21 protein-coding genes are annotated in these 22,862 nt (G+C 69.3%); 10 read left to right on the top strand and 11 right to left on the bottom strand.

Going from position 1 to position 22,862, the window contains the following annotated elements:
* Position 1: 1 nt before the first annotated feature.
* Positions 2-748: an SDR family NAD(P)-dependent oxidoreductase gene (locus tag SALPAC4_RS0112035; protein WP_019870536.1), complete on the bottom strand. Its 747-nt coding sequence runs from the start codon at positions 746-748 to the stop codon at positions 2-4.
* Between the two features lie 180 nt (positions 749-928).
* Between SALPAC4_RS0112035 and SALPAC4_RS0112030 the strand changes: the two genes are divergently transcribed.
* Both SALPAC4_RS0112030 and SALPAC4_RS0112025 read left to right on the top strand, forming a co-directional pair.
* On the top strand, positions 929-2,263 hold the full coding sequence (locus tag SALPAC4_RS0112030) for a TrkH family potassium uptake protein (protein WP_019870535.1): 1,335 nt from the start codon (positions 929-931) through the stop codon (positions 2,261-2,263).
* On the top strand, positions 2,253-2,921 hold the full coding sequence (locus SALPAC4_RS0112025) for a potassium channel family protein (RefSeq protein ID WP_027644583.1): 669 nt from the start codon (positions 2,253-2,255) through the stop codon (positions 2,919-2,921). The genes SALPAC4_RS0112030 and SALPAC4_RS0112025 overlap by 11 nt, the downstream gene beginning before the upstream one ends.
* A gap of 30 nt (positions 2,922-2,951) precedes the next feature.
* Here SALPAC4_RS0112025 and SALPAC4_RS0112020 read toward each other — a convergent pair whose 3' ends face one another.
* The 4 genes from SALPAC4_RS0112020 to SALPAC4_RS0112005 all read right to left on the bottom strand — a co-directional run bounded on the left by SALPAC4_RS0112020 (position 2,952) and on the right by SALPAC4_RS0112005 (position 7,578).
* The gene (locus tag SALPAC4_RS0112020; protein WP_019870533.1) at positions 2,952-4,505 is read right to left on the bottom strand and encodes a fused MFS/spermidine synthase; all 1,554 of its coding nucleotides are present in this window, start codon (positions 4,503-4,505) and stop codon (positions 2,952-2,954) included.
* Positions 4,506-4,541: 36 nt separating this feature from the next.
* Positions 4,542-5,555, bottom strand: a complete 1,014-nt coding sequence (locus SALPAC4_RS0112015) for a coiled-coil domain-containing protein (RefSeq protein ID WP_027644584.1) — start codon at positions 5,553-5,555, stop codon at positions 4,542-4,544.
* A gap of 240 nt (positions 5,556-5,795) precedes the next feature.
* On the bottom strand, positions 5,796-6,608 hold the full coding sequence (locus SALPAC4_RS0112010) for an inositol monophosphatase family protein (RefSeq protein ID WP_019870531.1): 813 nt from the start codon (positions 6,606-6,608) through the stop codon (positions 5,796-5,798).
* 199 nt (positions 6,609-6,807) lie between these two features.
* Complete coding sequence (locus SALPAC4_RS0112005) at positions 6,808-7,578, bottom strand: hypothetical protein (RefSeq protein WP_019870530.1); 771 nt, start codon at positions 7,576-7,578, stop codon at positions 6,808-6,810.
* A gap of 495 nt (positions 7,579-8,073) precedes the next feature.
* Between SALPAC4_RS0112005 and SALPAC4_RS0111995 the strand changes: the two genes are divergently transcribed.
* Positions 8,074-8,433, top strand: a complete 360-nt coding sequence (locus tag SALPAC4_RS0111995; protein WP_223874738.1) for a hypothetical protein — start codon at positions 8,074-8,076, stop codon at positions 8,431-8,433.
* A 212-nt stretch (positions 8,434-8,645) separates the two neighbouring features.
* On the opposite strand, the gene SALPAC4_RS0111990 is transcribed toward SALPAC4_RS0111995, so the two are convergent.
* Positions 8,646-9,485: an alpha/beta fold hydrolase gene (locus tag SALPAC4_RS0111990; RefSeq protein ID WP_223874737.1), complete on the bottom strand. Its 840-nt coding sequence runs from the start codon at positions 9,483-9,485 to the stop codon at positions 8,646-8,648.
* Between the two features lie 66 nt (positions 9,486-9,551).
* On the bottom strand, positions 9,552-9,980 hold the full coding sequence (locus SALPAC4_RS0111985; protein ID WP_019870527.1) for a GNAT family N-acetyltransferase: 429 nt from the start codon (positions 9,978-9,980) through the stop codon (positions 9,552-9,554).
* Between the two features lie 539 nt (positions 9,981-10,519).
* On the opposite strand from SALPAC4_RS0111985, the gene SALPAC4_RS0111980 reads away from it, so the two are divergent.
* From SALPAC4_RS0111980 to SALPAC4_RS27740, 3 genes are read left to right on the top strand one after another with little or no spacing between them, the layout of a single operon-like run.
* Positions 10,520-10,972 carry a type II toxin-antitoxin system RelE/ParE family toxin gene (locus SALPAC4_RS0111980; RefSeq protein ID WP_223874736.1) on the top strand — a complete coding sequence of 151 codons (453 nt, stop codon included), beginning with the start codon at positions 10,520-10,522 and terminating at the stop codon, positions 10,970-10,972.
* Positions 10,973-11,027: 55 nt separating this feature from the next.
* Positions 11,028-11,420 carry a helix-turn-helix domain-containing protein gene (locus tag SALPAC4_RS26495; protein ID WP_080640889.1) on the top strand — a complete coding sequence of 131 codons (393 nt, stop codon included), beginning with the start codon at positions 11,028-11,030 and terminating at the stop codon, positions 11,418-11,420.
* Positions 11,417-11,842, top strand: coding sequence for a hypothetical protein (locus SALPAC4_RS27740; RefSeq protein WP_155252648.1), 426 nt, complete (start codon positions 11,417-11,419; stop codon positions 11,840-11,842). Before SALPAC4_RS26495 ends, SALPAC4_RS27740 begins: the two co-directional genes overlap by 4 nt.
* 350 nt (positions 11,843-12,192) lie before the next feature.
* Here SALPAC4_RS27740 and SALPAC4_RS0111975 read toward each other — a convergent pair whose 3' ends face one another.
* Together SALPAC4_RS0111975 and SALPAC4_RS0111970 are read right to left on the bottom strand one after the other, a co-directional pair.
* A complete protein-coding gene (locus SALPAC4_RS0111975; protein WP_018218167.1) occupies positions 12,193-12,447 on the bottom strand; it encodes a Smr/MutS family protein in 255 nt (84 codons plus the stop codon).
* Positions 12,448-12,558: 111 nt separating this feature from the next.
* Positions 12,559-12,921 carry a tetratricopeptide repeat protein gene (locus tag SALPAC4_RS0111970; protein ID WP_019870524.1) on the bottom strand — a complete coding sequence of 121 codons (363 nt, stop codon included), beginning with the start codon at positions 12,919-12,921 and terminating at the stop codon, positions 12,559-12,561.
* 227 nt (positions 12,922-13,148) lie between these two features.
* Here SALPAC4_RS0111970 and SALPAC4_RS0111965 point away from each other — a divergent pair, with 227 nt between their 5' ends.
* A complete protein-coding gene (locus SALPAC4_RS0111965; protein WP_019870523.1) occupies positions 13,149-13,874 on the top strand; it encodes a methyltransferase domain-containing protein in 726 nt (241 codons plus the stop codon).
* Positions 13,875-13,876: 2 nt separating this feature from the next.
* On the opposite strand, the gene SALPAC4_RS0111960 is transcribed toward SALPAC4_RS0111965, so the two are convergent.
* Together SALPAC4_RS0111960 and SALPAC4_RS26485 are read right to left on the bottom strand one after the other, a co-directional pair.
* The gene (locus SALPAC4_RS0111960) at positions 13,877-16,663 is read right to left on the bottom strand and encodes an ATP-binding protein (RefSeq protein WP_027644585.1); all 2,787 of its coding nucleotides are present in this window, start codon (positions 16,661-16,663) and stop codon (positions 13,877-13,879) included.
* A 117-nt stretch (positions 16,664-16,780) separates the two neighbouring features.
* Positions 16,781-16,993, bottom strand: coding sequence for an FmdB family zinc ribbon protein (locus tag SALPAC4_RS26485; RefSeq protein ID WP_026271684.1), 213 nt, complete (start codon positions 16,991-16,993; stop codon positions 16,781-16,783).
* A 39-nt stretch (positions 16,994-17,032) separates the two neighbouring features.
* Here SALPAC4_RS26485 and SALPAC4_RS0111950 point away from each other — a divergent pair, with 39 nt between their 5' ends.
* The 3 genes from SALPAC4_RS0111950 (at position 17,033) to SALPAC4_RS0111940 (ending at position 22,696) form a co-directional block, all read left to right on the top strand.
* Positions 17,033-18,244, top strand: a complete 1,212-nt coding sequence (locus SALPAC4_RS0111950; RefSeq protein ID WP_020113493.1) for a lytic murein transglycosylase — start codon at positions 17,033-17,035, stop codon at positions 18,242-18,244.
* A 71-nt stretch (positions 18,245-18,315) separates the two neighbouring features.
* On the top strand, positions 18,316-19,332 hold the full coding sequence (locus SALPAC4_RS0111945) for a GNAT family N-acetyltransferase (protein ID WP_027644586.1): 1,017 nt from the start codon (positions 18,316-18,318) through the stop codon (positions 19,330-19,332).
* 88 nt (positions 19,333-19,420) lie between these two features.
* Positions 19,421-22,696 carry a lamin tail domain-containing protein gene (locus tag SALPAC4_RS0111940; RefSeq protein ID WP_019870519.1) on the top strand — a complete coding sequence of 1,092 codons (3,276 nt, stop codon included), beginning with the start codon at positions 19,421-19,423 and terminating at the stop codon, positions 22,694-22,696.
* Positions 22,697-22,862: the final 166 nt, after the last annotated feature.

The raw sequence follows: 22,862 nt of genomic DNA, 5'->3' as shown, positions 1-22,862 counted from the left end.
GTCACCGGCCCAGGACCGACCCGCCGTTGACGCCGAGCACCTGCCCGGTGACGTAGCCGGCGGCGGGGCCGGCGAGGTAGCGGACGGCTGCGGCGATGTCGTCCGGGGTGCCGGCCCGACCGACCAACGTGGCCGCGACCCGCCGGGCGTGCCCCTCAGGCGTCATTCGGCCGCCGAAGAACTCGGTGTCGGCGACGTACCCGGGGCTGACCACGTTGACGGTGATCTGCTCGGGCCCGAGTCGCACCGCCAGGTCGTACGCCCAGCCGTGCAGGGCGGCCTTCGCCGCCGAGTACGGCCCACCGCCGCCCCGCTGCGCCGCGATCGAGCTGACCAGAATCACCCGGCCGCCGGGGCGCCGCAGCGCCGGCCGCAGCGCCTCGGTGAGCAGGACGGCGGTGAGAACGTTCGCCTCGAGGTTGGCCCGCCACTGCTCGGCGATCCCGACCAGCGTTTCGGCCTCCCCACCGAGGTAGCCCCCGGCATTGTTGACGATCGCGTCCACCGCCCGGCCCTCGACCGCCTTGACCACGCGGGGAACCTGCTGCGGGTCGGTCAGGTCCGCCACCACCGACCGGACCGCGCCGGGCCGGGCGAGGTCCCAGGAGAGTCGAGCCGTGGTGGCCCGCAGCGTCTCCTCCCGCCGGCCCACAACGAGCACGTCGAAGCCGTCCACGGCGAGCGCCTCCGCGGTGGCCGCGCCGATCCCGGTGCCACCCCCACTGATCACGGCCAGCCGCTCGCCCATGCACTGTCCTCCTTCGAAGCCACCGTCGATGAGGAGATTAGCGGGGTACGCGCGTGCCGGGGCGCCACCGGCCACAGGTCAGCCTGAAACGCCCACAGAAGGCCGATTTATCATCGTCGGCCAGCCCTCCTGACTGCCATTTCTACCCCACCGCCGACGGCGAAAAGTGAAGATTGTCGGGTGCATTGGCTGTTGCGGCGCCCCGTTCGGCTGGTGCCGATCGGGTTCGGCACCACGATCCTCATCGGCACCCTCGTGCTGATGCTGCCCTGGGCGACCGGCCAGCAGCGGCACACGCCATTCGTCACCGCTCTCTTCACCTCGGCCTCCGCGGTCTCGGTGACCGGCCTGGCCGTGGTGGACACGCCAAACTACTGGAACGGCTTCGGCCTGGCGGTGATCACCATCCTCACCCAGATCGGCGGCCTCGGCATCGTGACCGGCGCCACCCTGGTCATCCTGCTGGTATCCCACCGACTCGGGCTGCGTAACCGGCTACTCGTGCAGGCCGAGACCGCCCAGTTCGGCCTCGGCGATGTCCGCCGGCTGCTGTTTCGGATCGCTGCCGTCTCACTGACCGTCGAAGCGATCATCACCATCATCCTGACCCTGCGGCTGTGGGGCCGGTACGACCACCCCTTCGGCGAGGCGCTCTGGGTCAGCCTCTTCCATGCCGTACAGGCCTTCAACAACGGCGGCTTCACCCTCTACAGCGACGGGCTGATCGGGCTCTCCAGCGACGCCTGGCTCATCCTGCCGATGGCGTTCGGGGCGCTCCTCGGCGGGCTCGGCTTCCCGGCCCTGTTCGAGGCCGTCCGCGGTCGGCGGCACCCGGCGGGCTGGTCGATCTCCACCAAGCTCACCATCTGGGGCGGCGTGACCCTGCTGGTTGTTGGCTTCCTCGCCCTCCTGGCCGCCGAATGGTCCAACCCGTACACGCTGGGCATCCGCTCCTGGCCGGAGAAGCTGCTCGCCGCGTTCTCCCAGAACGCGTTCTTTCGTACCGGTGGATTCAATGTGATCAACGTTGAGGCACTCGGCGAGGAGGGCATCCCGTTGATCATCGCGTTGATGTTCATCGGCGGTGGGAGCGCCAGCACCGCCGGCGGCATCAAGGTCAGCACCTTCTTCCTCCTCGCCTTCGTGATCTGGGCCGAACTGCGGGGCGAGCCCGATGTCACCATCCGGCACCGCCGGGTCGCCACGGCCAGCCAGCGGCAGGCGGTCACGGTGGCGCTGCTCGGCGTGGCCATCGTGGTCGCCGGCACGGTGATGTTGATCCTGCTGACCGAGGGGATGCCGCACCACGTGGCGCTCTTCGAGGTGACCTCGGCCTTCAGTACGGCGGGCCTCTCCCTCGGCACCACCCCCGACTTACCCGACAGTGGACAATGTGTACTTATTGCCCTGATGTATATCGGCCGGGTCGGGTCACTGACCCTGGGGTCGGCACTCGCGCTGAACACCCGACGACGGCTGTACCGCTACCCGGAGGAGCAACCCCTTGTCGGCTAGGAGAGACCAACACAGCGGGGTCATCGTGGTGGGGCTCGGACGCTTCGGCTCCCAGGTCGCCGACACGCTCGTGCAACTCGATCATCCGGTACTCGCCATCGACCACGATGCCGAGCGGGTGCAGCGCTGGGCCAACCGAATCGACCGGGTGGTGCAGGCCGATGCGACCGAAGAGGGGGCACTGCGACAGCTCGGCGCGGAAGACCTCGAACGCGCCGTGGTCTCCATCGGCGCCTCGCTGGAGGCGAGCGTCCTGTCCGTCCTAGCCCTCGTGGACCTGGGGATACCGCAGATCTGGGCGCGAGCCCGCTCACCGGAACACGCGAAGATCCTCACCTCGGTCGGGGCGCACCACGTGATCTTCCCCGAGGCGGAGGCCGGCGAACGGCTGGCCCATCTCATCGTCAGCCGGATGCTGGACTTCATGGAGTTCGGCGACGACTTCGCGCTCGCCAAGGTCCGCACCCCGGAGAGCCTCACCGGCCGCCCATTGCAGGAGCTGAACCCGGAGGAGCGCCACGGAGTACGGGTGGTGGCGGCGAAACTGGCCGGGAAACGGTTCCAGGCGGCCACCGACGACACCGTACTGGCCTCCGGCAGCATGCTGATCGTGGAGGGCAGCATCGAACAGGTGCAGTCGTTCGCTGCGCTCGACTGACCGCGGCCAGGGCCCACCGGCCGGCGGCGATCACGCAGTCGCGAGCAGCTGGTCCACCGGGGCGTAGTCGTCGGTCAACACCAGGGCGTCGCCGACAAACTCCCGCAGCTCCGCGCCCTCCAGCACGACCGCGCCCGGGTCAACCTCACTCAGCCGCTCCCGGACCGCGGCCAACGGCAACGGCGCGTCCGAGGCCACGATGACGAAGTTGGAGCCCTGCTCACCGGCGAGCGCGGCCGGCGGGGCGATCAGCGCCACCTGCCGGAACTCGGCCGCGACGGTGGCCACCTCACTGCGGATGAAGCGCAGGGGCGGATAGTCGATCACGTTCTGCACGTACCCGCCGCCGGGGCGGATCACCCGACGGACCTCAGCGGCCATCTCCCGGGTGGCGAGATGCCACGGCACCACCAGATGCCCGAACGCGTCCCCCACCACCAGGTCCTGGCTCTCCGCCGCCTCGGCGGCGACCAGCATCCGGGCGTCCCCAACCACCGCGCGCAGCTCCGGCCCCTGCCGCACGCCGAGCTTCTCCTCACCCAGCTCCACCAGCCCGCCGTCAATCTCGAAGACCACGTTCTCGGTGCCCGGCCGGGTGGCGGTCAGGTACCGCGGCACGGTGAAGCCACCTCCGCCCAGGTGCAGCGCGTCCAGCCGACGACCCGCCGGTGCGATGACATCGGCGACCGCCCCGATCCACCGGGTGTAGGCGAACTCCAGGTGGGTCGGGTCGGCCAGGTCCACGTACGAGTGCCGGGCCGAGTTGAGCAGCAGCGTACGCCCGCTCGCCCGGCCCGGGTCGGTCTCGACGCGGGCGCAGTGGTAGGCCGTCTCGATGTCACACGGGTTCGGGGCGACCGTGGTCAGTCCGGCGCCGAGCAGGCCGAGCACGGCCAGGCTGGCCGACACCCGGGCCGGGCCGGTCAGCTGCTCGCCCGCCGTTCGCCGGAGCCACCCGCCGAGGATCACCCCGCTCAGCCCCAGGGAGACCGCCAGGCCGAGCAGGATCACGGTGCTGGGCAGCGCGGCCACCAACACGAAGCCGGTGACCAGGGTGGCGGTGACCGCGCCCAGGGTGCCGATCGAGGAGAGCCGGCCGACGACCTGACCGGTACGGCGCAGGTCGGACAGCTGCAGTTTGACCACCATCGGGGTGATCGCTGACAGCAGCATCGCCGGCACGAAGACGGCCAGCGCGACGAGCAGCAGGATCGCGGACGCCGCCCCGCCCCGCAGCACCTCCCCGGCGTACCGGACCGCGGGCAGGGTCACCGCGGTGGCGATACCGGCCAGCACCAGCGCCGGGGCCAGCAGGGTACGCGGGTCCCGACGGTCCGCCAGCCACCCGCCAGCCCACGCCCCGTACGCGATCGCGGCCAACGCGATGCCGATCACCGAGCTGGTCACCTGGAGGGTCACCCCGACGTACGGACCGACCAGGCGCAGCGCGGCCGTCTCCAGCACCAGAACCGCGCCGCTGGAGAAGAAGACCAGAAACGCGGCCAGCCCCTTGGGCAGGGCCGGACCGGTCGCCGGCCCGAATCGGGCCGACCGGACGGGAGTCTGGGACGAGGCGGAGTTCACCCGCGCGATAGTACGCAGCGAGGCGGGCCGGCCGAGTCAGTACATCGAAACATGAACGTGGTTAGTGTGATCAGCGGCAGGACTCCCGCCCCCGCTATATGCTCGCCAGCCAGTATTCGGCATCCATATCTGCCTATACCATATGACGTACATCACGCCGAGCCGGCTCGCATTGTTCTTCAGGTAGGTCGCCAGCTGGTCACCGTACGCCTTGTCGCCGCCGGTCGCCGAGACGTTCTCGAATCCACCGGAGGCAGCGGAGAAGTCGCAGGCTTTCCCCTTCGGGTGCTCACCACCGCCGCCGCTGCGGAAACAGGAGACGTGCCGTTTGAAACCGTCTGCCTGGGATTCCTTGAGCATGTGCAGGGTGCGCGGAGAGATGCAACCCGAGGTGGTCGGGTCGTTGACCGAACAGGACTCCGACGGCCAGGAGCCATCCGAGTTCCGGGGCGCTGAGGCGGCGTTGGCCGAACCGCCACCGAACCCGGACCCGCCACCCGAGCTGACCGCGGCGAGCGCCACCTCCGCCGCCTTCTTCTTCTTCGCCAGGACGTCGAGCTGCTTCTCCTGCTCGCGAACCTCGGAGTCGATCGCGATCCTGGCGTTCTCCGCCGTCTCCCGGACCTCGGTCAACTCGCGCACCCGACGGCCGTCCCGCTGGGCCATCACGTCCAGATTCATCGCCCGATTCAGGAACTCGTCGGGTGAGGTGCTCTCCAACAACGTCGCTGCCGGGGTGAGTCGACCCAACCGGTACGACTGTGCGGCCACCATGCCCACCTGGGCGGTCAGGTCAGTCAGCCGCGCCTCGACCGTCTTCAGCTCCGTGGTCAGCTCCTCCTGCCGACGCTTGGAGTTCTTCAGCTTGGCCGTGGCGTCGATGTGCGCTTTGGCGGCGGCCGTCAGCGCGTCCCGCAACTCCTCGCTGCCGCCCTCACCCGGCTCGGCCTGGGCGGGCACGGCACCGAGCAGCACCGCCACCGCCACGACCACCACCACGGCGAGGACAGTCAGTGGACGGGAACCCCCGCGGGGCAGGACTGTGCGCACAGTGGATCCTTCCCGAATGCTGTCAGCCCCCACGAACCCCGCTGGTCGGCGGTCCCATCGGGGCCGCACGGCGGCCAGCGGGCGGAGACCGTCGGTCACGATACCGGACCGACCACCGCCGCGAGACCCCCAAATCCGCCGACTCAGCGCGCATTGACGCTGGGTGGCGCAGGTCGCTACCCACCGCTCAACACCGGGGGCGGACACCGACACGCATCGCTTGATGCTGGGGGCGCCTCCTCACGCTCCGCCGAAGAACGTCTCCCGGGCCACCGCCCAGACCCGCTCATCCGCGGCGACGAGCAGGCCCTGCCCCTCAACGCCCGGATGGTACTCAGCTCCGTCGAAGCGCCGGGCGACCCCACCGGCGGCCCGGACCAGATGAGTGCCGGGGATGTGATCCCAGGGCAGGGTGTGCCCGTAGAGCACGAACTGCTGCACCCCGAGGAGCAGGTCCAGATACTCCCGCCCGGCGCAGTGCTGGCCCGGCAGGAGCTCGCCCAACCGCGCACCGGCCGCCTCCACCCGCGGACGCAGGGCCGCCGGCAGATAGCGGGACATCGCCGCGCCCCGTAGCCGGCCCGGGTCAGCCGGCGCTCCGGCCGTCCGTACCGCACGCCCGTTGACGTACGCCCCCATGCCGGGGCGCGTGGCAGCGAGCGTGTTGCCCAGCGGGTCGAAGATCCACGCGGCGCTCGGCTCTCCGTCGATCAGCAGGGCCACCATCAACGCGAACGGTTGGCGACCGGCCGCGAAGTTGGCGGTGCCGTCGATCGGATCCACCACCCACACGGGGCCGGAGCGGCGCAGGTGCCGCAACAGCTCCGGGTCCTCGGCGACGGCCTCCTCCCCGACCACCACCGAGTCGGGTCGCAGCCGACGCAGACCCGCCGAGATCAACTCCTCCGCCCGCCGGTCGGCGACGGTAACGAGGTCGCCGGGGGCCTTTTCCGCGATGTCGGCCTCGTCCAGCCGGCGGAACAGCGGCAGCACAACCTGGTCGGCCGCCGTCCGCAGGAGCGCGCCGACCTCGTCGAACAGGTTCTCAGTCACCGGCGGGACGTCGCTTCTCGACCGCCTCCCGGGCCACCGTCTTCCTCATGCCCCCGTTCTACCGCCTCCCGGCACCCGCCGGGCTCGTCCGGGAAATCCCCCGCCGACCCACGGCGGCATCCGGCCCCGGAGCCATGGGGTCCTTCCTGCCTTGGCCGAAGGATTCGGCCGGGCGGACCGGTCCGCTACGGTCGAGCTGTCAGTCGCGGTAGTAGAAGTCAGCGGCCTCAACGGAACGTGCGGGCGCGTTGATCTTCAATGGCTTCCCATGGTCACTCATCGTGGTGGTTGTCGTCAGCTTCGGGCCGTCGCTGGGGGTCAGCTCCACCTCGATCGAGGTGACCCACCCCTGGTCGTCAGTGGTGATCGTGAAGGGCGACGGGGGCATCGCGATCGTGACGATGCTCGGAGCGCCCACGGGGACGAACGGCTTGATGTCTCTGCCGTCGGGCCGGAACCGGCCGGTGTAGGTATGGGTGCCGGTGCGCTGCGCCGAGACGATCGACGCGGTGAACGCCTTCATGCCGGTCGGGTCGGCCCAGTCGAAGCCCACGAATATATCGTCCGGCTTCACCCGAGTCAGATCGACGTGCACCCACTCATCGTCGTCGGACCGCCGCTGGTAACTGTCGGTGCCAACGACGACCCGGCTCCCCACCGACGGCTCCTCCCCGCCGGTGACCGAGATGGTGGTCTGGAAGCGCTGCTGCTTTGAATCGAAGGCACCGCTGGCCTCGACGCTTTTCCCTTCGGGCAGGCTGCCGCGCACCGCATACCGGTGGGCAACCCCCTGAGACCGCTCCAGCGACGCGACCAACTCGTCGCGGACATCGGGTGTTGGAGACGGGGCCACGGAGTCCGCCGGGGCCGAACTCTCGGTCCGCGTGGGCTCCGTCGCCTGAGTGCAACCGGCAGCAAGGAGCAGGCCACCGGTCAGACCCAGGGCGAGCAGTGCGGCGCTCAATTTCATCGTGGCTCCCCCGTGGGCCGACGAGCAGGACGGGAGGCACGATATCGGATCGGTAAATACCGAGAGCCCCGGGGCGGATCAGCCCAGGTGTTCCGTCACTAATTCCAGCGAAAAGTGATCTAAGTTAGGGCGGAGCTGATCAAACCGGACGGCCGCAACCCTGAGCGGCAACTACATCTGGCATGGATGGCCAATGTCGACCCTCCCCAGGCGGCCCGACAACGGCATGATCCTGGGAAGCGCGAAAGCCGGCGGGCTACCACCCTGCGCAGAAAGCGACTCCATGCCGCAGACGCACTCCCTCTCCAGCCTTGACATGACACCTCATCCTCAACGACTGACACCAACGGAATTCGGACCTTCATTCGGATCATGGGGTTCATCTTGATCAACCACGCGACACCGCCGTCCCTGACCATCAAGAGGACAGCTTGGACGCAGCGCGTCACGGGGCTCTTGGTTCCACTGCCCCCGCTAGCCGCACCCTTGGGCGAGGTGAGCGAGCGGGGGGACCCGCCACCAGCCCGCCGTCCTGGCAGTCTCCTCATGCCCCGCCTGGTCACATTCAGAGACTGGCTCAACGCGGCTGGAACTCTGATCTCCGCTTTGGCTGCGGTCTTGGCGTTGGCCTTCGCCTACGTCGCTCAGCAGGACCAACAGAAGTCGGAGGCAGCTCGTCGGCAGGCTGAGCAGATGCTTATCGCGCAGCAAGAGAGTCAGGCGGTGATGCAGGCGCAGCTGGCATCGCTCGAAGCCAAGAACCTGTCGCTCCAGCAACAGATGCTTAGCCGGGAAGATACCCGCCGGGCTGACCAGATCCGGGGCGAGGCCACGCTCGAGCCGGTGCCGAGATAATTCGTGCGCAGATAGAGCCACGTGGAAGCAAAGCAGTAATTAGGGTTGACGTTGCGGCGGCATGAGGTCCGCCAGCATCAGCACGAATAGGGTAAAGAGGCAGGCCGCGCCGCGCCCTCCGCTTAGCGACAATTCTTCCTATGCCTACTTTCAGACACGGAACTCGGTGCGGACCAGGACGATGACGATCCAACGCCCTTAAAAAAGCGGCATCAGCTGGCCAGGAACGCGTCGACTGATGCCACGAAGGCCGCCGGATCGTCGACCCAGGGGAAGTGGCCGCATTCCGGCTGCGTCACCAGCTCTACGTTGTCGAACAGAGTGGCGAGCTGCCGTACCGCTGCGACGGTCGGCCAAATGTCGTACTCACCGGCAAGAAGCAGGGTCGGTGCACTGAGTTCCGCCAGGCGCGCGGGCAGCGTCGGGTCGGGTTGGTACTCCTCGTAGAACCCGTCGGTCGCGGCCTGCGCGAACTGGACCGGCTCGGCCGCTGCCTGCGCCTGAGCCGCCGAATTCCAGCGGCCGTACAACAATGGCGCCGCCTGCCAGCGGTACCGCTCAAGCTCTTCCCGGCTCTTCGCCTCGGCATGCAGCGCCGTCACCGCGGCATGGTGCCACGGCTCGTGCGCCCGCCGGGCGAGCACGCCGTCAACCTCGATGTCCGACTGCAACCCGACCACCCGCAGTGACGGGGCGACCAGCACCAGATGGTTCAGCCGTTCCGGATGCCGGGCGGCATAGAGCAGGCAGGTCCCACCGCTGGCGGAATGCCCGAACAGGTCAACGCTGTCGAAGCCCAGGTGCTGCCGTAGTGCCTCGACGTCGTCAACCAAGCGGTCGACACGATAGGTGGCCGGGTCAGCGGGGACGCTCGAGGCGCCAGTGCCCCGGTTGTCCAGCAGGATCAGGGTGCGACAGCTGCTAAGCCCACCCAGCTCTCCCAGATACTCCACCGCCTGCCCAGGGCCACCAGGGATGCAGATCAGCGGAGGACCGGAGCCGACTGACCGATAAGCCAGCTCGGTGCCGTCATAGGAGCGAAAGCTTTCCACGGAGGAGATTCTGTCATGGGATCGCCGTCCCATGGGGACAGTCTGGACCTTGTCCCCCCCCCATCGTCACAGCGGGTTGAGCATCATCAGCACTTCGTCTCTCGTGTCGTCGGGTGCCAAGCGCAGCTTGTTCGGCCATCGGCCGACCTCGCGCCACCCGAGCCGACAATAGAAGTCCTCCAGCCCCATCCGACCCCGGACGGCCAGGTGGAGTTGCTCCAGTCCGAGTTCGTCACGGGCGACGCGGCGCAGTTCGCGCATCAAGGCCACACCGATCCCCCGGCCGCGATAACCAGGACGGCTCTGTGGGTGGTGGACGCTTCCCCAATGACGGATCAAGGGCTCGACGGCCGTCACCGGCGGGAATGGGAATCCAGCGGCCCCACCCGCGTTGGTCACTTCCACCCAGCAGTCGATTAGGTCCTGCCTGAGCAGCGGCGGGACATCCTGCCGCCGCCGAAAGTCGGTAAAGCTGAGTTCCTGGTGTTCGGTCACTCCGGCACTGTTTTAGATCGCTACGCTGCCGCCAGTCCCTCGACGGCCTCAGTCGCCGCATCTTCGGCACCTCTGCATGAGCGCGTCGACCACCAGAGGCACCGCCTCGGCCATCCCGTCGGCCTTCGTCCGCGCATCTGTGGAGTGGGTAGGGCCTGCGGACCCCGGCTTCACCCTCCGGACCCACACGCACCTGCTGCCGACGAGCGAGGACCGCACCCGAGGAGCCATCGACAAGGCGCTGGGCGAGCACCAAAAGGGACGACGACCCTTCGGAGCCCGTAGACGGCGGGGAACGACACGATCTTGCCTAAAGACCCCTCTGAACGACTTGCGACGCAGGTCAGGGAGCATGCCGGTGCTACTTACAGCGGTATTGATCCAGTACCGGGCACATCCGGTCAAAACCGGGTGACTGCGCCGCCGAACTGGTGCCGCCCAGGGGCTGGCTCAAGGCGGCGGGAACACCACGACCCCGATCGCTGCCTTGACGGCGGTAACGGCCCTGACCTTTGCCCACGTCGCCCGACAGGACCGAGTTGGACACTCAGCGTTCTATCGACGAAGCTGTCGGCTATGCCTTGGACGTGGTCTGGTTCACACTTCCAGGCCTGGTTGACCAGGCCACCGGAGCCTGGCGCATGAGCCGACATTGGGACTTCTACGAGGCGCCCGGCGGGGGTGATCCTGTGCGCCGCGAGATCCTTAAAGCCAGGCTCACGAGGGCGGAGACCGCCAAGCTCCAAACGATCATGGACCGGGTCGCCGCAGGGCGCACCCGACCCGGCGACGTCAAACCGCTGCGCGATGGGGTACTCGAGGTGCGCATCCGGGTAGGCGAGCGGCAGTTGAGGTTGGCCTACGGCGAGGGGGCGAGCAACCTGGTACTACTGGCGCTCCACTTCTTCCAGAAACAGCGCCAGAACGAGAGTCGCCACGTCGACATCGCGGTAGATCGTTTCCGTGACTGGAAGTCACGACACGACAAGTAGTGTCATTATCGCTTCCAGGCGATACGCTGGGGCGGCAACCAAGGGGAGCCAAGACATGGGGAACGAACTTTTCGGTCTACTCGGACTAGATTCGGACAATCCTCACATTCGGGCAGCCCTGGAAGACGCCCGAGACGTCGAACGCCTGATCGACACACTCGTCGGTCTGCGGGTTCGTCAAGGCCTTACCCAGGCGGACGTGGCCAGCGAGATGGAGACAACTCAGTCGGCCGTCTCGAAATTCGAACGCGCTGGTGGGGATCCAAGAATCTCCACCGTCCAACGCTACGCGAGGGCGTCGGGCGGCCGAGTGCGACTGATAGTAGAGGTTTCTGGCCTTGCCGCATCCTGGAAGGCGAGCTACCACATACCAGCATCCGTCGACAGCGAAAGTGACGAGATGGAAACTCCCGCCGAATTGCGCCCCGTGATCGAACTTTCTTCATGACCTCAAAAACTGTCACCACCGCCGCAGAGTTCACCTCGCTTCTCAGCCTCGAGAACGTGCGCGTTTACGAGGTGTCAGCACGGCGACGTGACGGCTTTGACATGAAAGAGATACCAGTCGACGGTGACTCCTCAGATTTGCATGTCCAGCAGGCACTATCAAATGGTGAGTTCATCTTCCGTGCGCAGATAGAGCTACGCGGAAGCAAAGCATTGATTAAGGTCGACGTTGCGGCGATATTCGACCTGACTACACCAGTGAACAAGCCGACAGATCAAGTTCTTGACGACTTTGCTCACGAGGCCGGCCTCCCGACCATAATGCCGTACCTCCGGGTACATGTACAGCAAGCAGCGAGACTGATAGGCGTGCCCGCCCCCTTACTCAAGCATTACTGGGGCAATGAGTTACGACAACTTTAGATCCGCTAGTTCATCCTTCGAACCTAGCGTCCATGCCGGGCACGTTCCGCCCACCGGCCACGGTCGTTGCGGTAGCGGGCAGAGACCAAGACTTGCGGTCGATTGAACCAATATATCGTGGCGACTGAGACCGCCGACAGCAAGGTGAGGGCTATCAGAACTTTCTGGACGACGTCGATCAGACTCGTCGACAGGCTGGCGGTGGGCTCGATCCAGGTTGTCCCCATGAATGCCGCACCAAAGGTAAACGCCAAGGCATCGCCACCACCGCCGACTGCATGCAGTGCCACGCGGGATGCCCCGATAGCCTGACACGCTGATCGCACACGCCCCGTGCTGACTACGACGGCCTACTTCCAGCGGAAGTGCACGAAGACCCGGCCGAAATTCTTCGAGTCCTTCTCCACCCGGTGGTAAAGCGCCTTGACGTCCTTCTGATCAAGGAACCGCAGCACCCGCTTCTTGAGCTGGCCGGACCCCTTGCCGGGGATGATCTCCACCAGGGTGGCCTTCTTCGCCACCGCCTCGTCAATGATTCCGCGCAGGGCCCGGTCGATGTCGGTGCCCCGGTTGTAGATGTCGTGCAGGTCCAGCTTCAGCTTCACCGCCGGACCTCCGCCGGGTCGATTCCATTGCCAGCACCATCGTAGGTGGCGGGGTGGGCGAAGGGCCGCCCGGTGACCGGCGCCGGAGCGCAGTAGCCGGACGACTGAGGGTCAGCGACCGACCCGGGCCTGCACCCGGCGCAGCGCCGCCTGATAGTCGGCGTTGCCGTGGTGCATCGCCGCCGCGATGCGCAGATGCCGCAGCGCGTCCACCGGCCGGTTCAGCCGCTCCAGCGTCCGGCCCAACACGTGGTGGGCGTAGTGGTCACTCGGGTCCCGGTCCACCAGCTCGCGTAGCTGCTCCTCGGCGCGACTGAGCTGCGCCGAGGAGAAGTACGCCCGGGCCAGCAGTTGGCGCACGGCGGTGTTGCCGGGCTCGGCCTCGAGGATGGGCTCGAGCAGCCGAGCCGCTTCGGACGGGTCCCCAGCTTCGAAGTACCGGGTCGCCCGTCGATACTCGGCCAGCAGATCCATCCGACCCCACCCCCCTCATGTCGTGTCGACCCCGCCACCGCCATCTGCCACCAGCACGGTGGTGCACCCCGTGCACCACTACCGGCGACAGCCAGCCGGCCTACCGGTCGAGGATAGGTTCACCGGCCGAGGGCGGGAACCCGAAGCGACCCACCGCCGGCCTCCGCCCGCCGAGACAGGGGGCATATCGGACGGGTTTCCGGGTAACGGGCGGCCGGAGGTGGGCCATGGTCGCGCTGACAGTGAACCCGCCCTCAGCCCAACGGCTGCGGGCGGTTGACGAGTTCCTCGCCGAGGCCTGGGCAGACCAGGCGCGGCACGACAGCCGGCTGCGGGATCTCGCCGTCGGGGTGGAATTCGACCGGGGAGTAGCCCACCTGACCGGAGAGGTCGACGAGCCGGATGACCTACGTCTGGTACGGGACCAGGTCGGCCGGCTCGCCGGGGTCCTGGCCATCTGGGCGCGGGTCCGGGTCGGGGACCGGGATCCAGTCGTGGTGGACCTGGGCTGCGGGGGGACCAAGCAGTGGCCGGACAACCTGGGCCTGGACATCTTCCCCGCGGTCGGGGTGGACGCGGTAGCCGACCTGTCACGCACCCTGCCGCTGGCCGACAACTCGGTGGACGTCTTCTTCGCCGTCCACATCCTGGAGCATTTGATCGACTTCCTGCCGTTGGTGGACGAGGCGCACCGGGTGCTCCGGCCCGGTGGCGTCCTGCACGTCATGAGCCCCTGGTGGGGACATGTCAACGCGGTCGCCGACCCCACCCACGTACGGCTGCTCGACATCCAGACCATCAAGGGCATCTGCCTCCAACGCCCGCCGGACGCTCCGCGCTGGTACCCCCTGCACGCCGGTTGTGACGGGGCCAGCATCTTCGCCGACCTGACCCTCCTGCCGCCCGATGCGCCCGCCCCCACGCAGGCCCACCTGGCCCGCTTCTTCGCCTGAGCTCAGTCGGGCTCGGGACCGACCCGGCTGGGATCCGGCGTGCTCGGGGCGTGCAGTGGCCGCTCCAAGGGGCTGGTGAGGGCGGCTGGGGCGACACCTGCGGCGAAACGGGTCGAATCAGCGGCCAGGTCCGGGTGTTCGACGCCGAGGGCAACCGCGGCCGCCTCCCGGAGGCCCAACTCCGTGCCCTCGCCGTACGTCCGGTCGAAGACGACATCGCCGAGCGCCGCGCGCACCTGCGCCTGCCACCGCGCAAGGTAGTCACCGTTGAGACCCGGCACCGCGCCCAGGGCGGCCCCCCGTGCCTGCGCCGCGCCGAAGAGTCGGGCGGCGGTCAACGGATCGCCCCCCGCGGCACAGCGCACCGCGATCGCCTGCAACGTGTCACAGGCACGACGGTGAAAACCGTGCGCCATCCGGGACCGCAGCGAGACCAACAGGTGCTCGTGCGCGGCGATCAGGTCGCCGCGGGCGAGCGCCACCAGGCCGAGCAGCATGTCCACGGTCCGGCGGCCCCGTTCCGCCGGACGTCCCGCCTCAACCGGGCGGGCCGCGCCGAGCAGCTCCGCCGCCTCCTCCAAGGCGCCCCGACGCCACAGCAACTCCGCCAGGCTCAGGACGGCGAAGAGGGCATCGTCAACCACCTCCTGCCGCTGCGCCCAGTCGATGACCTCCCGGCACACCTGTTCCGCCTCGGCGAACTGGCCTAGGTCAACCAGGGGAGCCGCCCGGCTGGCCAGCACCCGGGCCAGCAGGCCGGCGTCACCGGACCGCCGGGCCACCGTCTCCGCCCGCCGCGACAGGCGCAGCTCCTCAACGAAGTCGCCGTCTGCTCCCGAATGCAACGAATGCGTGTGGTGCGCCGCCGCCAGCTCCGCATCCGGGATGTGCTCCCCGATCTCGACGCTCCGGTCGTAGAGTCGGGACAACCAGAGCCGGCCCTTCCCGGCCAGGCCCCGCTCCCGCCACCATTGGTCCATCGCGACGATGAGCGCGAGCCCCGCCCGCGCGCTACCACCCGTCGCACACCAGTGCAGCGCGGTTCGCAGCTCCCCGGCGAGCGGGTCGAACGCGTACAGCGAGAGCGTCACCAGCCGACCGTCCGGCCCCAAGCCCAACCGCTGTAACGCGTGTGCGGACCAGGCCACGTGTCGATTCCGCGCCGCCTGCTCCTCACCCGCCGCCACCAACCGGCCAGCCGCGTAGGCGCGAATCGGGTCGAGCATTCGATAGGTGCTGCCACCGATGTCCGGCTCGGCCAACACCATCGACTTCTCCACCAGCACCGACAGCGGATCGAGCTGGTCGCCGTCCAACAACCACTCCACTGTTGCCAGGTCCACCGGCCCGGCGAACACCGCCAGCCAGCGCAGTAGCCGGGCCGCCCCCGCGCCCAACTGTTGGTACGACCAACGGAGGTTCGCCCGCATGCTGTAATGCCGCACGGCCAGCCCGGTCTCGGAATCGCCCCGGCCGGCGTCGAGGGCACCCAGAACGTCGTCGAGGCGGTCGGCGAGCTGCCCGACCGAAAGCACCCGCAGCCGGGCAGCGGCCAGTTCGATGGCGAGCGGCAGGCCATCCAAGCGGCGTACGACCCGACGCAGGTCCACCCACTCCGCCGGGTCGGGCCGCCGACCGCCCCGCGCCGCCGTGGCGCGGTCGAGCAGCAGGGCAACCGCGTCGCTCTCCGCTCCGGCTACCGGTGGGTCGACCGAGAGCGGAGGAATGCGCCACACCACCTCACCGGGAAGTCCGAACGACTCCCGACTGGTCGCGAGCACCCGCACCCCCACCCCACCGGCGAGCAGCTGGGAGATCACCTGGGCGGACGCCGACAGCTGGGCGTCACCGGTGTCCAGCAGCATCAGCATCCGGCGGGCAGCGGTGTACTCCACCAGGGTGTCCACCATCGAGCGGCCCGGCTCCGGGCGGAGGCCGAGCCCGTCGGCGATTGCGTAGGCCACCAGCCCTGGCTCCGCCACCGTGGCGAGGTCGACGAACCAGACACCGTCCGGATGGGACTCGACCAGGTCGGCGGCGAGCTCCACGGCGAGCCGCGTCTTGCCGGAGCCCCCCGCGCCGACCACCGTGACCAGGCGGTAGTTCTCCACCAGCCGGCGCAGCTCGGCCCACTCAGCCTGCCGGCCGACGAACGAGGTGACCGAGGTGGGCAGGTTGTGCGCCACTGCGTCAGCGGTACGCGGACGGGGGAACTGCCGCTCCAGACCGGCTGCGGTCAGCTGGAAGAGTCGTTCCCGGTCGTCGAAGCCACGCAGCCGGTGCAGGCCCAGGTCGACCAGGGAGGCGCCGCCGGGCAACGGGTGGGCGCGCTGGGCGGTCGCCGCGGAGCAGAGCACCTGTCCACCATGCGCGGCGGCAGCGATCCGGGCGGCTCGGTGCACCTCGGCACTCACGTACTCGCCGTCGCGGGGCTCCGCCCACCCGGTGTGCAGCCCCATCCTTACCCGCGGGGTGGCATCCGGGGTCGGCCAGTCGTGGCTGGTCAGGGCACGTTGGGCGGCCAGACAGGCGGTCAGCGCGGCGGACGCGTCCGCAAAGGCCAGGAAGAACGAGTCACCCTCAGTGAGCAACTCCGCCCCCTTGGTGGCGACGATGGTCCGGCGCAGCAGGCGCCGGTGTTCCCGCAGCACCGGCCGGTAGTCCGGCCCGAGCAGTTGGGCCAGCCGGGTGGACCCCTCGATGTCGGTGAAGACAAAGGTCACCCACCCGGTCGGGAGGTGGATCCGTGGCGACATGCGTGGAACCTCCGCCCAGGACGTCTGGTTCATGCTGCCTGAATCCAGCCCGTCACGCATCGCGAGCATGACGGCCCGGTTCTGCTCCAACGTGCCACTCCGCGCCGACGTCGGCAAGCGCGGTGAGAGGTCGACGAATCGAATACCGACTCAGCAGCCGCAGCCACCGCCGCAGCAGCCGCCACCTGTGGTGGGAGCGGTCCCGCCAAATCCGCTACGACTGATTGTCGCGACCGTGGAGAGGAGTTTGACTGTGTCGTCGTGCCCCTGCGGGCAGCGGGCCGGCTCGGCGGCTCGGGCCATGGGCCGATTGACCTCAAAGGTGTTACCGCAGGCGCGGCAACGGAACTCGTACCGGGGCATGCCTTCCAGCCTACGACCGCCCCGGACGAACGACCGGACATGGGTGATACTCGACAGGTGGTGGACGGCAAGGAGAACCAGACCCTCGGGCCCCTGCGCCCGGCCGCACCAGGCGGGGGAGCAGAGAGTGGATCCGACGTGGCCGCTGGACGGCGGTCCGGGCCGGTCCCCCGGCCGCGCCGACCGTGGCTGCGACCGCCAACGCAAGACCCCGACGCGAAGCCGACGCAGAACCCCGACGCTGACCCGGTCAACGAGGTCACCCCAGCGGGCCCGGGCGACGCGGATGGGGCCGACGAGGTCGAGGCGTCTGGCTCCACCGAGCCGACCGGGCCGGAGCGGGCCACGAAAGCCCGGCGGCACCGGGTCCCCTTCGCGCACGCCATCCGCGTCTCCCCCACCCGATTGGCGGTCGGCGCGACGCGTGCGGTCCACCGCTGGTCGCGACGCCCCAGCGGCCAACTCACCCTCCCCGGCGGCTTCCTGCTGATCCTGATCGCGGCGACCGTGGCGGCCGGCGCCCTGCTGGTGCCCACCACGGTGCGTTCCGGCCCGACCATCGTTGCCGCCACCCCCGACGTAACAGCCCCGCCGACCTTCGCGCCCGACGGGCCGCCCCCCGCCGGCACCCTGCCCCCACCCGACGCCACGCTGACCGCCCCGCCCCCCGGCCTCGGCCGACCCGCCGACACGCTCGCAAGCTGGGCAGCCCAGACCGCCCCGAAGGTCGGCATCGCACCGGTCGCGTTGCAGGCCTACGGCTACGCCGAACTGGTCCTCGCCCAGACCAACCGCAGCTGCGGCCTGAGCTGGACCACGCTCGCCGCGATCGGGCACGTCGAGTCGGCGCACGGGCAGGCCAACAACGCTCAGCTCGGGTCGAATGGTCGGGCCGCTCCAGAGATCATCGGCCTGCCACTGGACGGGCAGGGCGGCCGGATGCTGATCCGCGACACCGACCGCGGCACGCTGGACCAGGACGCCACCTATGACCGGGCGATCGGGCCGATGCAGTTCATTCCAACCACCTGGCAGGAGATCGGGGCCGACGCGGACAACGACGGCCGCAAGGACCCGCACGACATCGACGACGCCGCCCTGGCCGCCGCCAACTACCTGTGCAAGGGCGGCCGAAACCTGACCATCGCCGGCGACTGGTGGAACGCCATTCTGTCGTACAACGATGTGCGGCAGTACGCGCAGGACGTCTTCGACAAGGCCAACCAGTACGGGCAGGCAAGCCGAAGTTGACGTGATCATCCACGTTTCCGGGGAATCCCCTACTTCCCCCGAGCAGCGGTAAGCGGCAAGCTAGACGGGTGATGATGCGCGAATGGGATCTTAGGGCCGCGTCGTCCGCCGAGATGGTGTCCCTGCTGGACACGTTGAACGCGGTCCTCGCCGCCGATCTGCCGCAGGACCCGCCCTGGCAGGGGAGCTTCCTGCGGGAATACCTGAGCGAAATGATGCCGGGCGAACGGCGGATCTCCTGGGTGGCTGAGCCCGACCCGGGCCAGGACGACGAGGTGGCCATACCGGGGATGGTCAACGTGCTGCTGCTCGGCAGCATCGGCGTACTCGAGGTGTTCGTGCACCCGTCGGCCCGCCGCAGCGGCCTCGGCCGCGAGCTGGTCCTGACCGCTGCCCGCCGGGTCTACCAGGAGGGGTTCCAGACGATCGGCGTGGAGGTGGTCGGCGACACCCCGGCGGTCGCCTTCTTTCAGTCGCTCGGTTTCACCCGAGAGTTTGTCGAAACCCGCAGCGTGCTCGACCTGGCCGGAGTGGACTGGGCGGAGCTGGGCAAGACGGCCGACGGCATCCGCCCGGGATACGACGTGCAGTTCCACCCCGGTGGGCTGCCCGATCACCTCATTGACGCGTACGCGCGGGCCAAGGCGGAGGCGCGCGATGTCGAGGAGGGCGAGCTCCGCCCCAGCTCCTACGACCCGCAGCGACTCCGGGACAGCCTCGACTGCCTGCAGCGCCGGGGGATGACCCCGTACATCGTCCTCGCGCTGCACAAGCAGACCGGGGAGGTGGCCGGCCTGACCGAGGTGGTGGTGCCGGCGCAGCATCCGACCCGGGCCGACCAGTACGACACGATCGTCGTACCGGCGCACCGCGGGCACGACATCGACCGGGCGATGAAGGCCCGCATGCTGTTGGAGCTGCGCTCGGCCGAGCCGACGCTCACCGAGGTGCAGACCTGGAACGCGCAGGACAACGAGGCGATGCTGAAGGTCAACGCCGAGCTGGGCTACCGCCCCGACCGGGAGTGGTACGAGTACAGCGTTGACGTTGCCGAGTTGGTGCACCAGCGCGACGCCCCGCGCCAATAGTTCACCATTGGGACCTTCAGGGGATAGAGCGAGGTAGGGCGCACCCTCTACCCTTCGCTCGTTCCCATCCACCCACCGTGGAGGCTCCATGCGCCCGCGTCGCGCACTCGCCGTCTTCGCCACCGTCACCGTCACCGCGAGCCTCGCGGCCGTCGGGATCACACCCCACGCCGCCAGCGCCGCCCCAACCGACCTGTTCATCTCCGAGTACGTCGAAGGCTCGTCCAACAACAAGGCGATCGAGCTCTTCAACGGCACCGGCGCCCCGGTCGACCTCGCCACCGGCGGCTATCAACTGCTGCTCTACTTCAACGGCTCCACCACACCGACCACCTTCACCCTGAGCGGCACGGTTGCGGCGGGAGACGTCTTCGTCTTCGCCCACTCGTCGGCGAACGCGGCGATCCTCGCCCAGGCCGACCAGGTCACCGGTGCCGGACTCTTCAACGGCGACGACGCGGTCGTGCTACGCCGCGGCGGCACCGTGCTCGATGCGATCGGCCAGGTGGGCGTCGATCCGGGCACCGGGTGGGGCACCGGCCTGACCGACACCGCCAACCACACCCTCCGCCGGCTGTCCGGCATCACCGCTGGTGACACCGACCCCGGCGACAGCTTCGACCCGGCCACCGAGTGGGCCGGCTTCGACACCGACACGGTGGACGGGCTCGGCGCGCACCACATCGGCGACGGCCCGGTAGACACCCCCGCCACCATCACCTGCGGCGATCCCCTGGTGACGCCGGCGGGCACCGCGGCGTCCCGGGAGGTCACGGCGAGCGACCCGGATGATGAGATCGTCGACCTGGCGGTCACCTCCGTCAGCCCGACGCCGGCCACCGGCACGATCAGCCGGACGGCGTTCACCCCGGCCGGAGCAGTCGGTGGCACCGCCCGGGCCACCGTCAGCGCGAGCGCCGACCTGGCCGCCGGGGCGTACTCGGTGGTCCTGACGGCGACCGACTCCGACGGCACCACCGCGACCTGCACCCTGCCGGTGCAGGCCACCCGGGAGCTGACGGTCGGCGAGGTGCAGGGCCCAACCACCGACGCCGAGGAGGGCGCCACCGACCGCTCGCCGCTCGCGCCGGCCAGCGGCAACGGTGCCAGCACCGCGCGATACCAGATCCGGGGCGTGGTCACCCAGCGCACCCTGGCCCGCGACTCCACGGGCCAGGACCAGCACGGGTTCTTCCTCCAGAGCCGGGCCGACGCGACCGACGGCGACCCCACCAGCTCCGACGGCATCTTCGTCTTCATGGGCTCGCACACGTCGCTCATCGGCGGTTACGTGCCGACCGTCGGCGACGAGGTGGTGCTCCACGCCCGGGTCTCCGAGTACTACCACATGACGCAGCTCTCCAGCGCCGCACTGGTCCGGCGGGTCTCCACCGGGTTGGATGTGGACCGGGTGGTCACGGTGACCGACGCGGTACCCCCGGCCGACCTGGCCGACGCGCAGCGCTTCTGGGAACGGCACGAGGGGGCCCGGCTGCGGGTGCGCGCGGATAGTCAGACGGTGAGCGGGCGCAACGTCTTCGCCTCCTCCGCCGACGCCGAGACCTGGCTGGTCGACCGGGATGACCCGCTCCTGGACCGGAGCGAGCCGCACGCCCGCCGGGTGTTCCGCGATGCCCACCCGCTGGACAACGACCCCACCCAGACCTTCGATGACGGCAACGGCCAGCGGATCATGCTGGGCAGCATGGGCGTCAAGGCCGCCAGCGGCGACAACACCACACTGCTCTCCCCGGCACGCACCTTCGACACCCTGACCGCCGACGCGGTGGGCGGCCTCTACTACTCGTTCCAGAAGTACGGCATCCAGGTCGAGTCCGCAGCGTTCGCGGCCGGAACCGACCCGGCGACGAACCACCCGCCGCAGCCAGCTCACCGGCCGACGGAGTACGCGGTCGCCGCGTACAACGTGGAGAACCTGTACGACTTCCGGGACGACCCCTTCGACGGCTGCGACTTCGCCGGGAACGACGGCTGCACCGGCGTACGTCCCCCGTTCGACTACGTGCCGGGCAGCGAGCAGGAGTACCGGGACCAGCTCGCCGCGCTGGCCGACCAGATCACCAACGACCTACACTCCCCCGACCTGATCCTGGTACAGGAGACCGAGGACCAGGACATCTGTGTGGTCGACGGCGGCACGCTGGTCTGCGGTGACACCGACGACGCCGACGGCGCACCGGACTCGCTCCAGGATCTCGCGCTGACCATCGCCGACAACGGCGGCCCGGCCTACGCGGCTGCCTACGACCGCAGTGGCGCTGACAACCGGGGCATCACCTCGGCCTTCCTCTACCGCACCGACCGGGTCGCGCTGGCCGCGGCGACCGCCGACGATCCGCTGCTCGGCGCCGCCCCGACCGTCGAGTACCGCGCGCCCGGGCTGCCGTCCAACGCCGACGTACAGAACCCCAAGGCGCTCAACGCGGTCCTGCCGCCCGATGTGGATACCAGCACCGGCAAGGACGGCGACAACGTCTTCACCCGCGCGCCGCAGCTCGGCCGGTTCACCATCGCCGCCGCCCCCGGCTCGGGGGAACGGCTGACGCTCTGGGCGGCCAGCAACCACTACTCGTCCGGCCCCGACCGCCGGGTGGGGCAACGCCGGGAGCAGGCGGCGTACGGCGCGGCGATCGTCTCCGCGATCGCGGCGGCGGACCCGGCCGCCCGAGTGGTGTTCGGCGGGGACCTGAACGTCTTCCCCCGTCCCGACGATCCAATCGCGACGGCCGCGGACCCGACCCCGTCGGACCAGCTCGCTCCCCTGTACGAGGCGGGGCTGCGAAACCTCTGGGATGACCTGCTCGCCGACGCGCCGTCCTCCGCCTACTCGTACAGCTTCGCCGGCCAGGCCCAGACGCTGGACCACCTCTTCGTCACCCCGGCGCTCCACGGTGATCTGGTGCAGATGCGGGCCGCGCACATCAATGCCGACTGGCCGGCGGAGTACGCGGGGGACGGGTCACGCGGCGCCAGTGACCACGACCCGCAGGTGGCCCGGTTCCGGTCCCGCCCGACGCTGACCGTCTCCGACGCCTCGGTGGTCGAAGGTGATCGGGGCAGCAGCGAGTTGGACTTCACCGTCACCGTCTCGCGTCCCCTCTCCGAGCCGACCCTGGTCTGCGCCCTGACCCTGGGCCGAAGCGCACGGCCGGGTCTTGACTACCGGTCGTACGTCGGTTGCCAGACGCTGGCGGCGGGCCAGACAACGCTGACCTTCCCGGTGTCGGTGCGCGGCGACCGGAAACGAGAAACCGACGAGAGGCTGACTCTGCTGGTGGTTGGTGGTCCTGGGCTCCAGATCGCCGATCCGCTCGGCACCGGGACCATCGTCAACGACGACTGACCGCCCACTGGCGTCGCCACCGGCGACCTTGGAAGTCGTCCCGGCCCGCCGGCCCGGTACTCGACCGGGCTGGCGGGCCGGGACGTGACGTCGCTGCGGGCCGTGACGTCGCTGCGGGCCGTGACGTCGCTGCGGGCCCGGCTGCCGGCGGTGGGCCGGCCGGGCG

Source organism: Salinispora oceanensis, assembly GCF_000383575.1.
In the GTDB taxonomy this organism is placed as follows: domain Bacteria; phylum Actinomycetota; class Actinomycetes; order Mycobacteriales; family Micromonosporaceae; genus Micromonospora; species Micromonospora oceanensis.
The sequence above is the reverse complement of the archived record's forward strand: the minus strand, read 5'-3'. Positions and strand labels throughout refer to the sequence as shown.

Bases quoted from the DNA above. Each gene is read 5' to 3' on its own strand.
- SALPAC4_RS0111940 (WP_019870519.1), top strand. From the start codon at position 19,421: ATGCGCCCGCGTCGCGCACTCGCCGTCTTCGCCACCGTCACCGTCACC.
- SALPAC4_RS0111960 (WP_027644585.1), bottom strand. From the start codon at position 16,663: ATGAACCAGACGTCCTGGGCGGAGGTTCCACGCATGTCGCCACGGATC.
- SALPAC4_RS0111970 (WP_019870524.1), bottom strand. From the start codon at position 12,921: ATGGATCTGCTGGCCGAGTATCGACGGGCGACCCGGTACTTCGAAGCT.
- SALPAC4_RS0111965 (WP_019870523.1), top strand. From the start codon at position 13,149: ATGGTCGCGCTGACAGTGAACCCGCCCTCAGCCCAACGGCTGCGGGCG.
- SALPAC4_RS0111945 (WP_027644586.1), top strand. From the start codon at position 18,316: ATGATGCGCGAATGGGATCTTAGGGCCGCGTCGTCCGCCGAGATGGTG.
- SALPAC4_RS26495 (WP_080640889.1), top strand. From the start codon at position 11,028: ATGGGGAACGAACTTTTCGGTCTACTCGGACTAGATTCGGACAATCCT.
- SALPAC4_RS0112005 (WP_019870530.1), bottom strand. From the start codon at position 7,578: ATGAAATTGAGCGCCGCACTGCTCGCCCTGGGTCTGACCGGTGGCCTG.
- SALPAC4_RS0111950 (WP_020113493.1), top strand. From the start codon at position 17,033: ATGGGTGATACTCGACAGGTGGTGGACGGCAAGGAGAACCAGACCCTC.
- SALPAC4_RS26485 (WP_026271684.1), bottom strand. From the start codon at position 16,993: ATGCCCCGGTACGAGTTCCGTTGCCGCGCCTGCGGTAACACCTTTGAG.
- SALPAC4_RS0112035 (WP_019870536.1), bottom strand. From the start codon at position 748: ATGGGCGAGCGGCTGGCCGTGATCAGTGGGGGTGGCACCGGGATCGGC.
- SALPAC4_RS27740 (WP_155252648.1), top strand. From the start codon at position 11,417: ATGACCTCAAAAACTGTCACCACCGCCGCAGAGTTCACCTCGCTTCTC.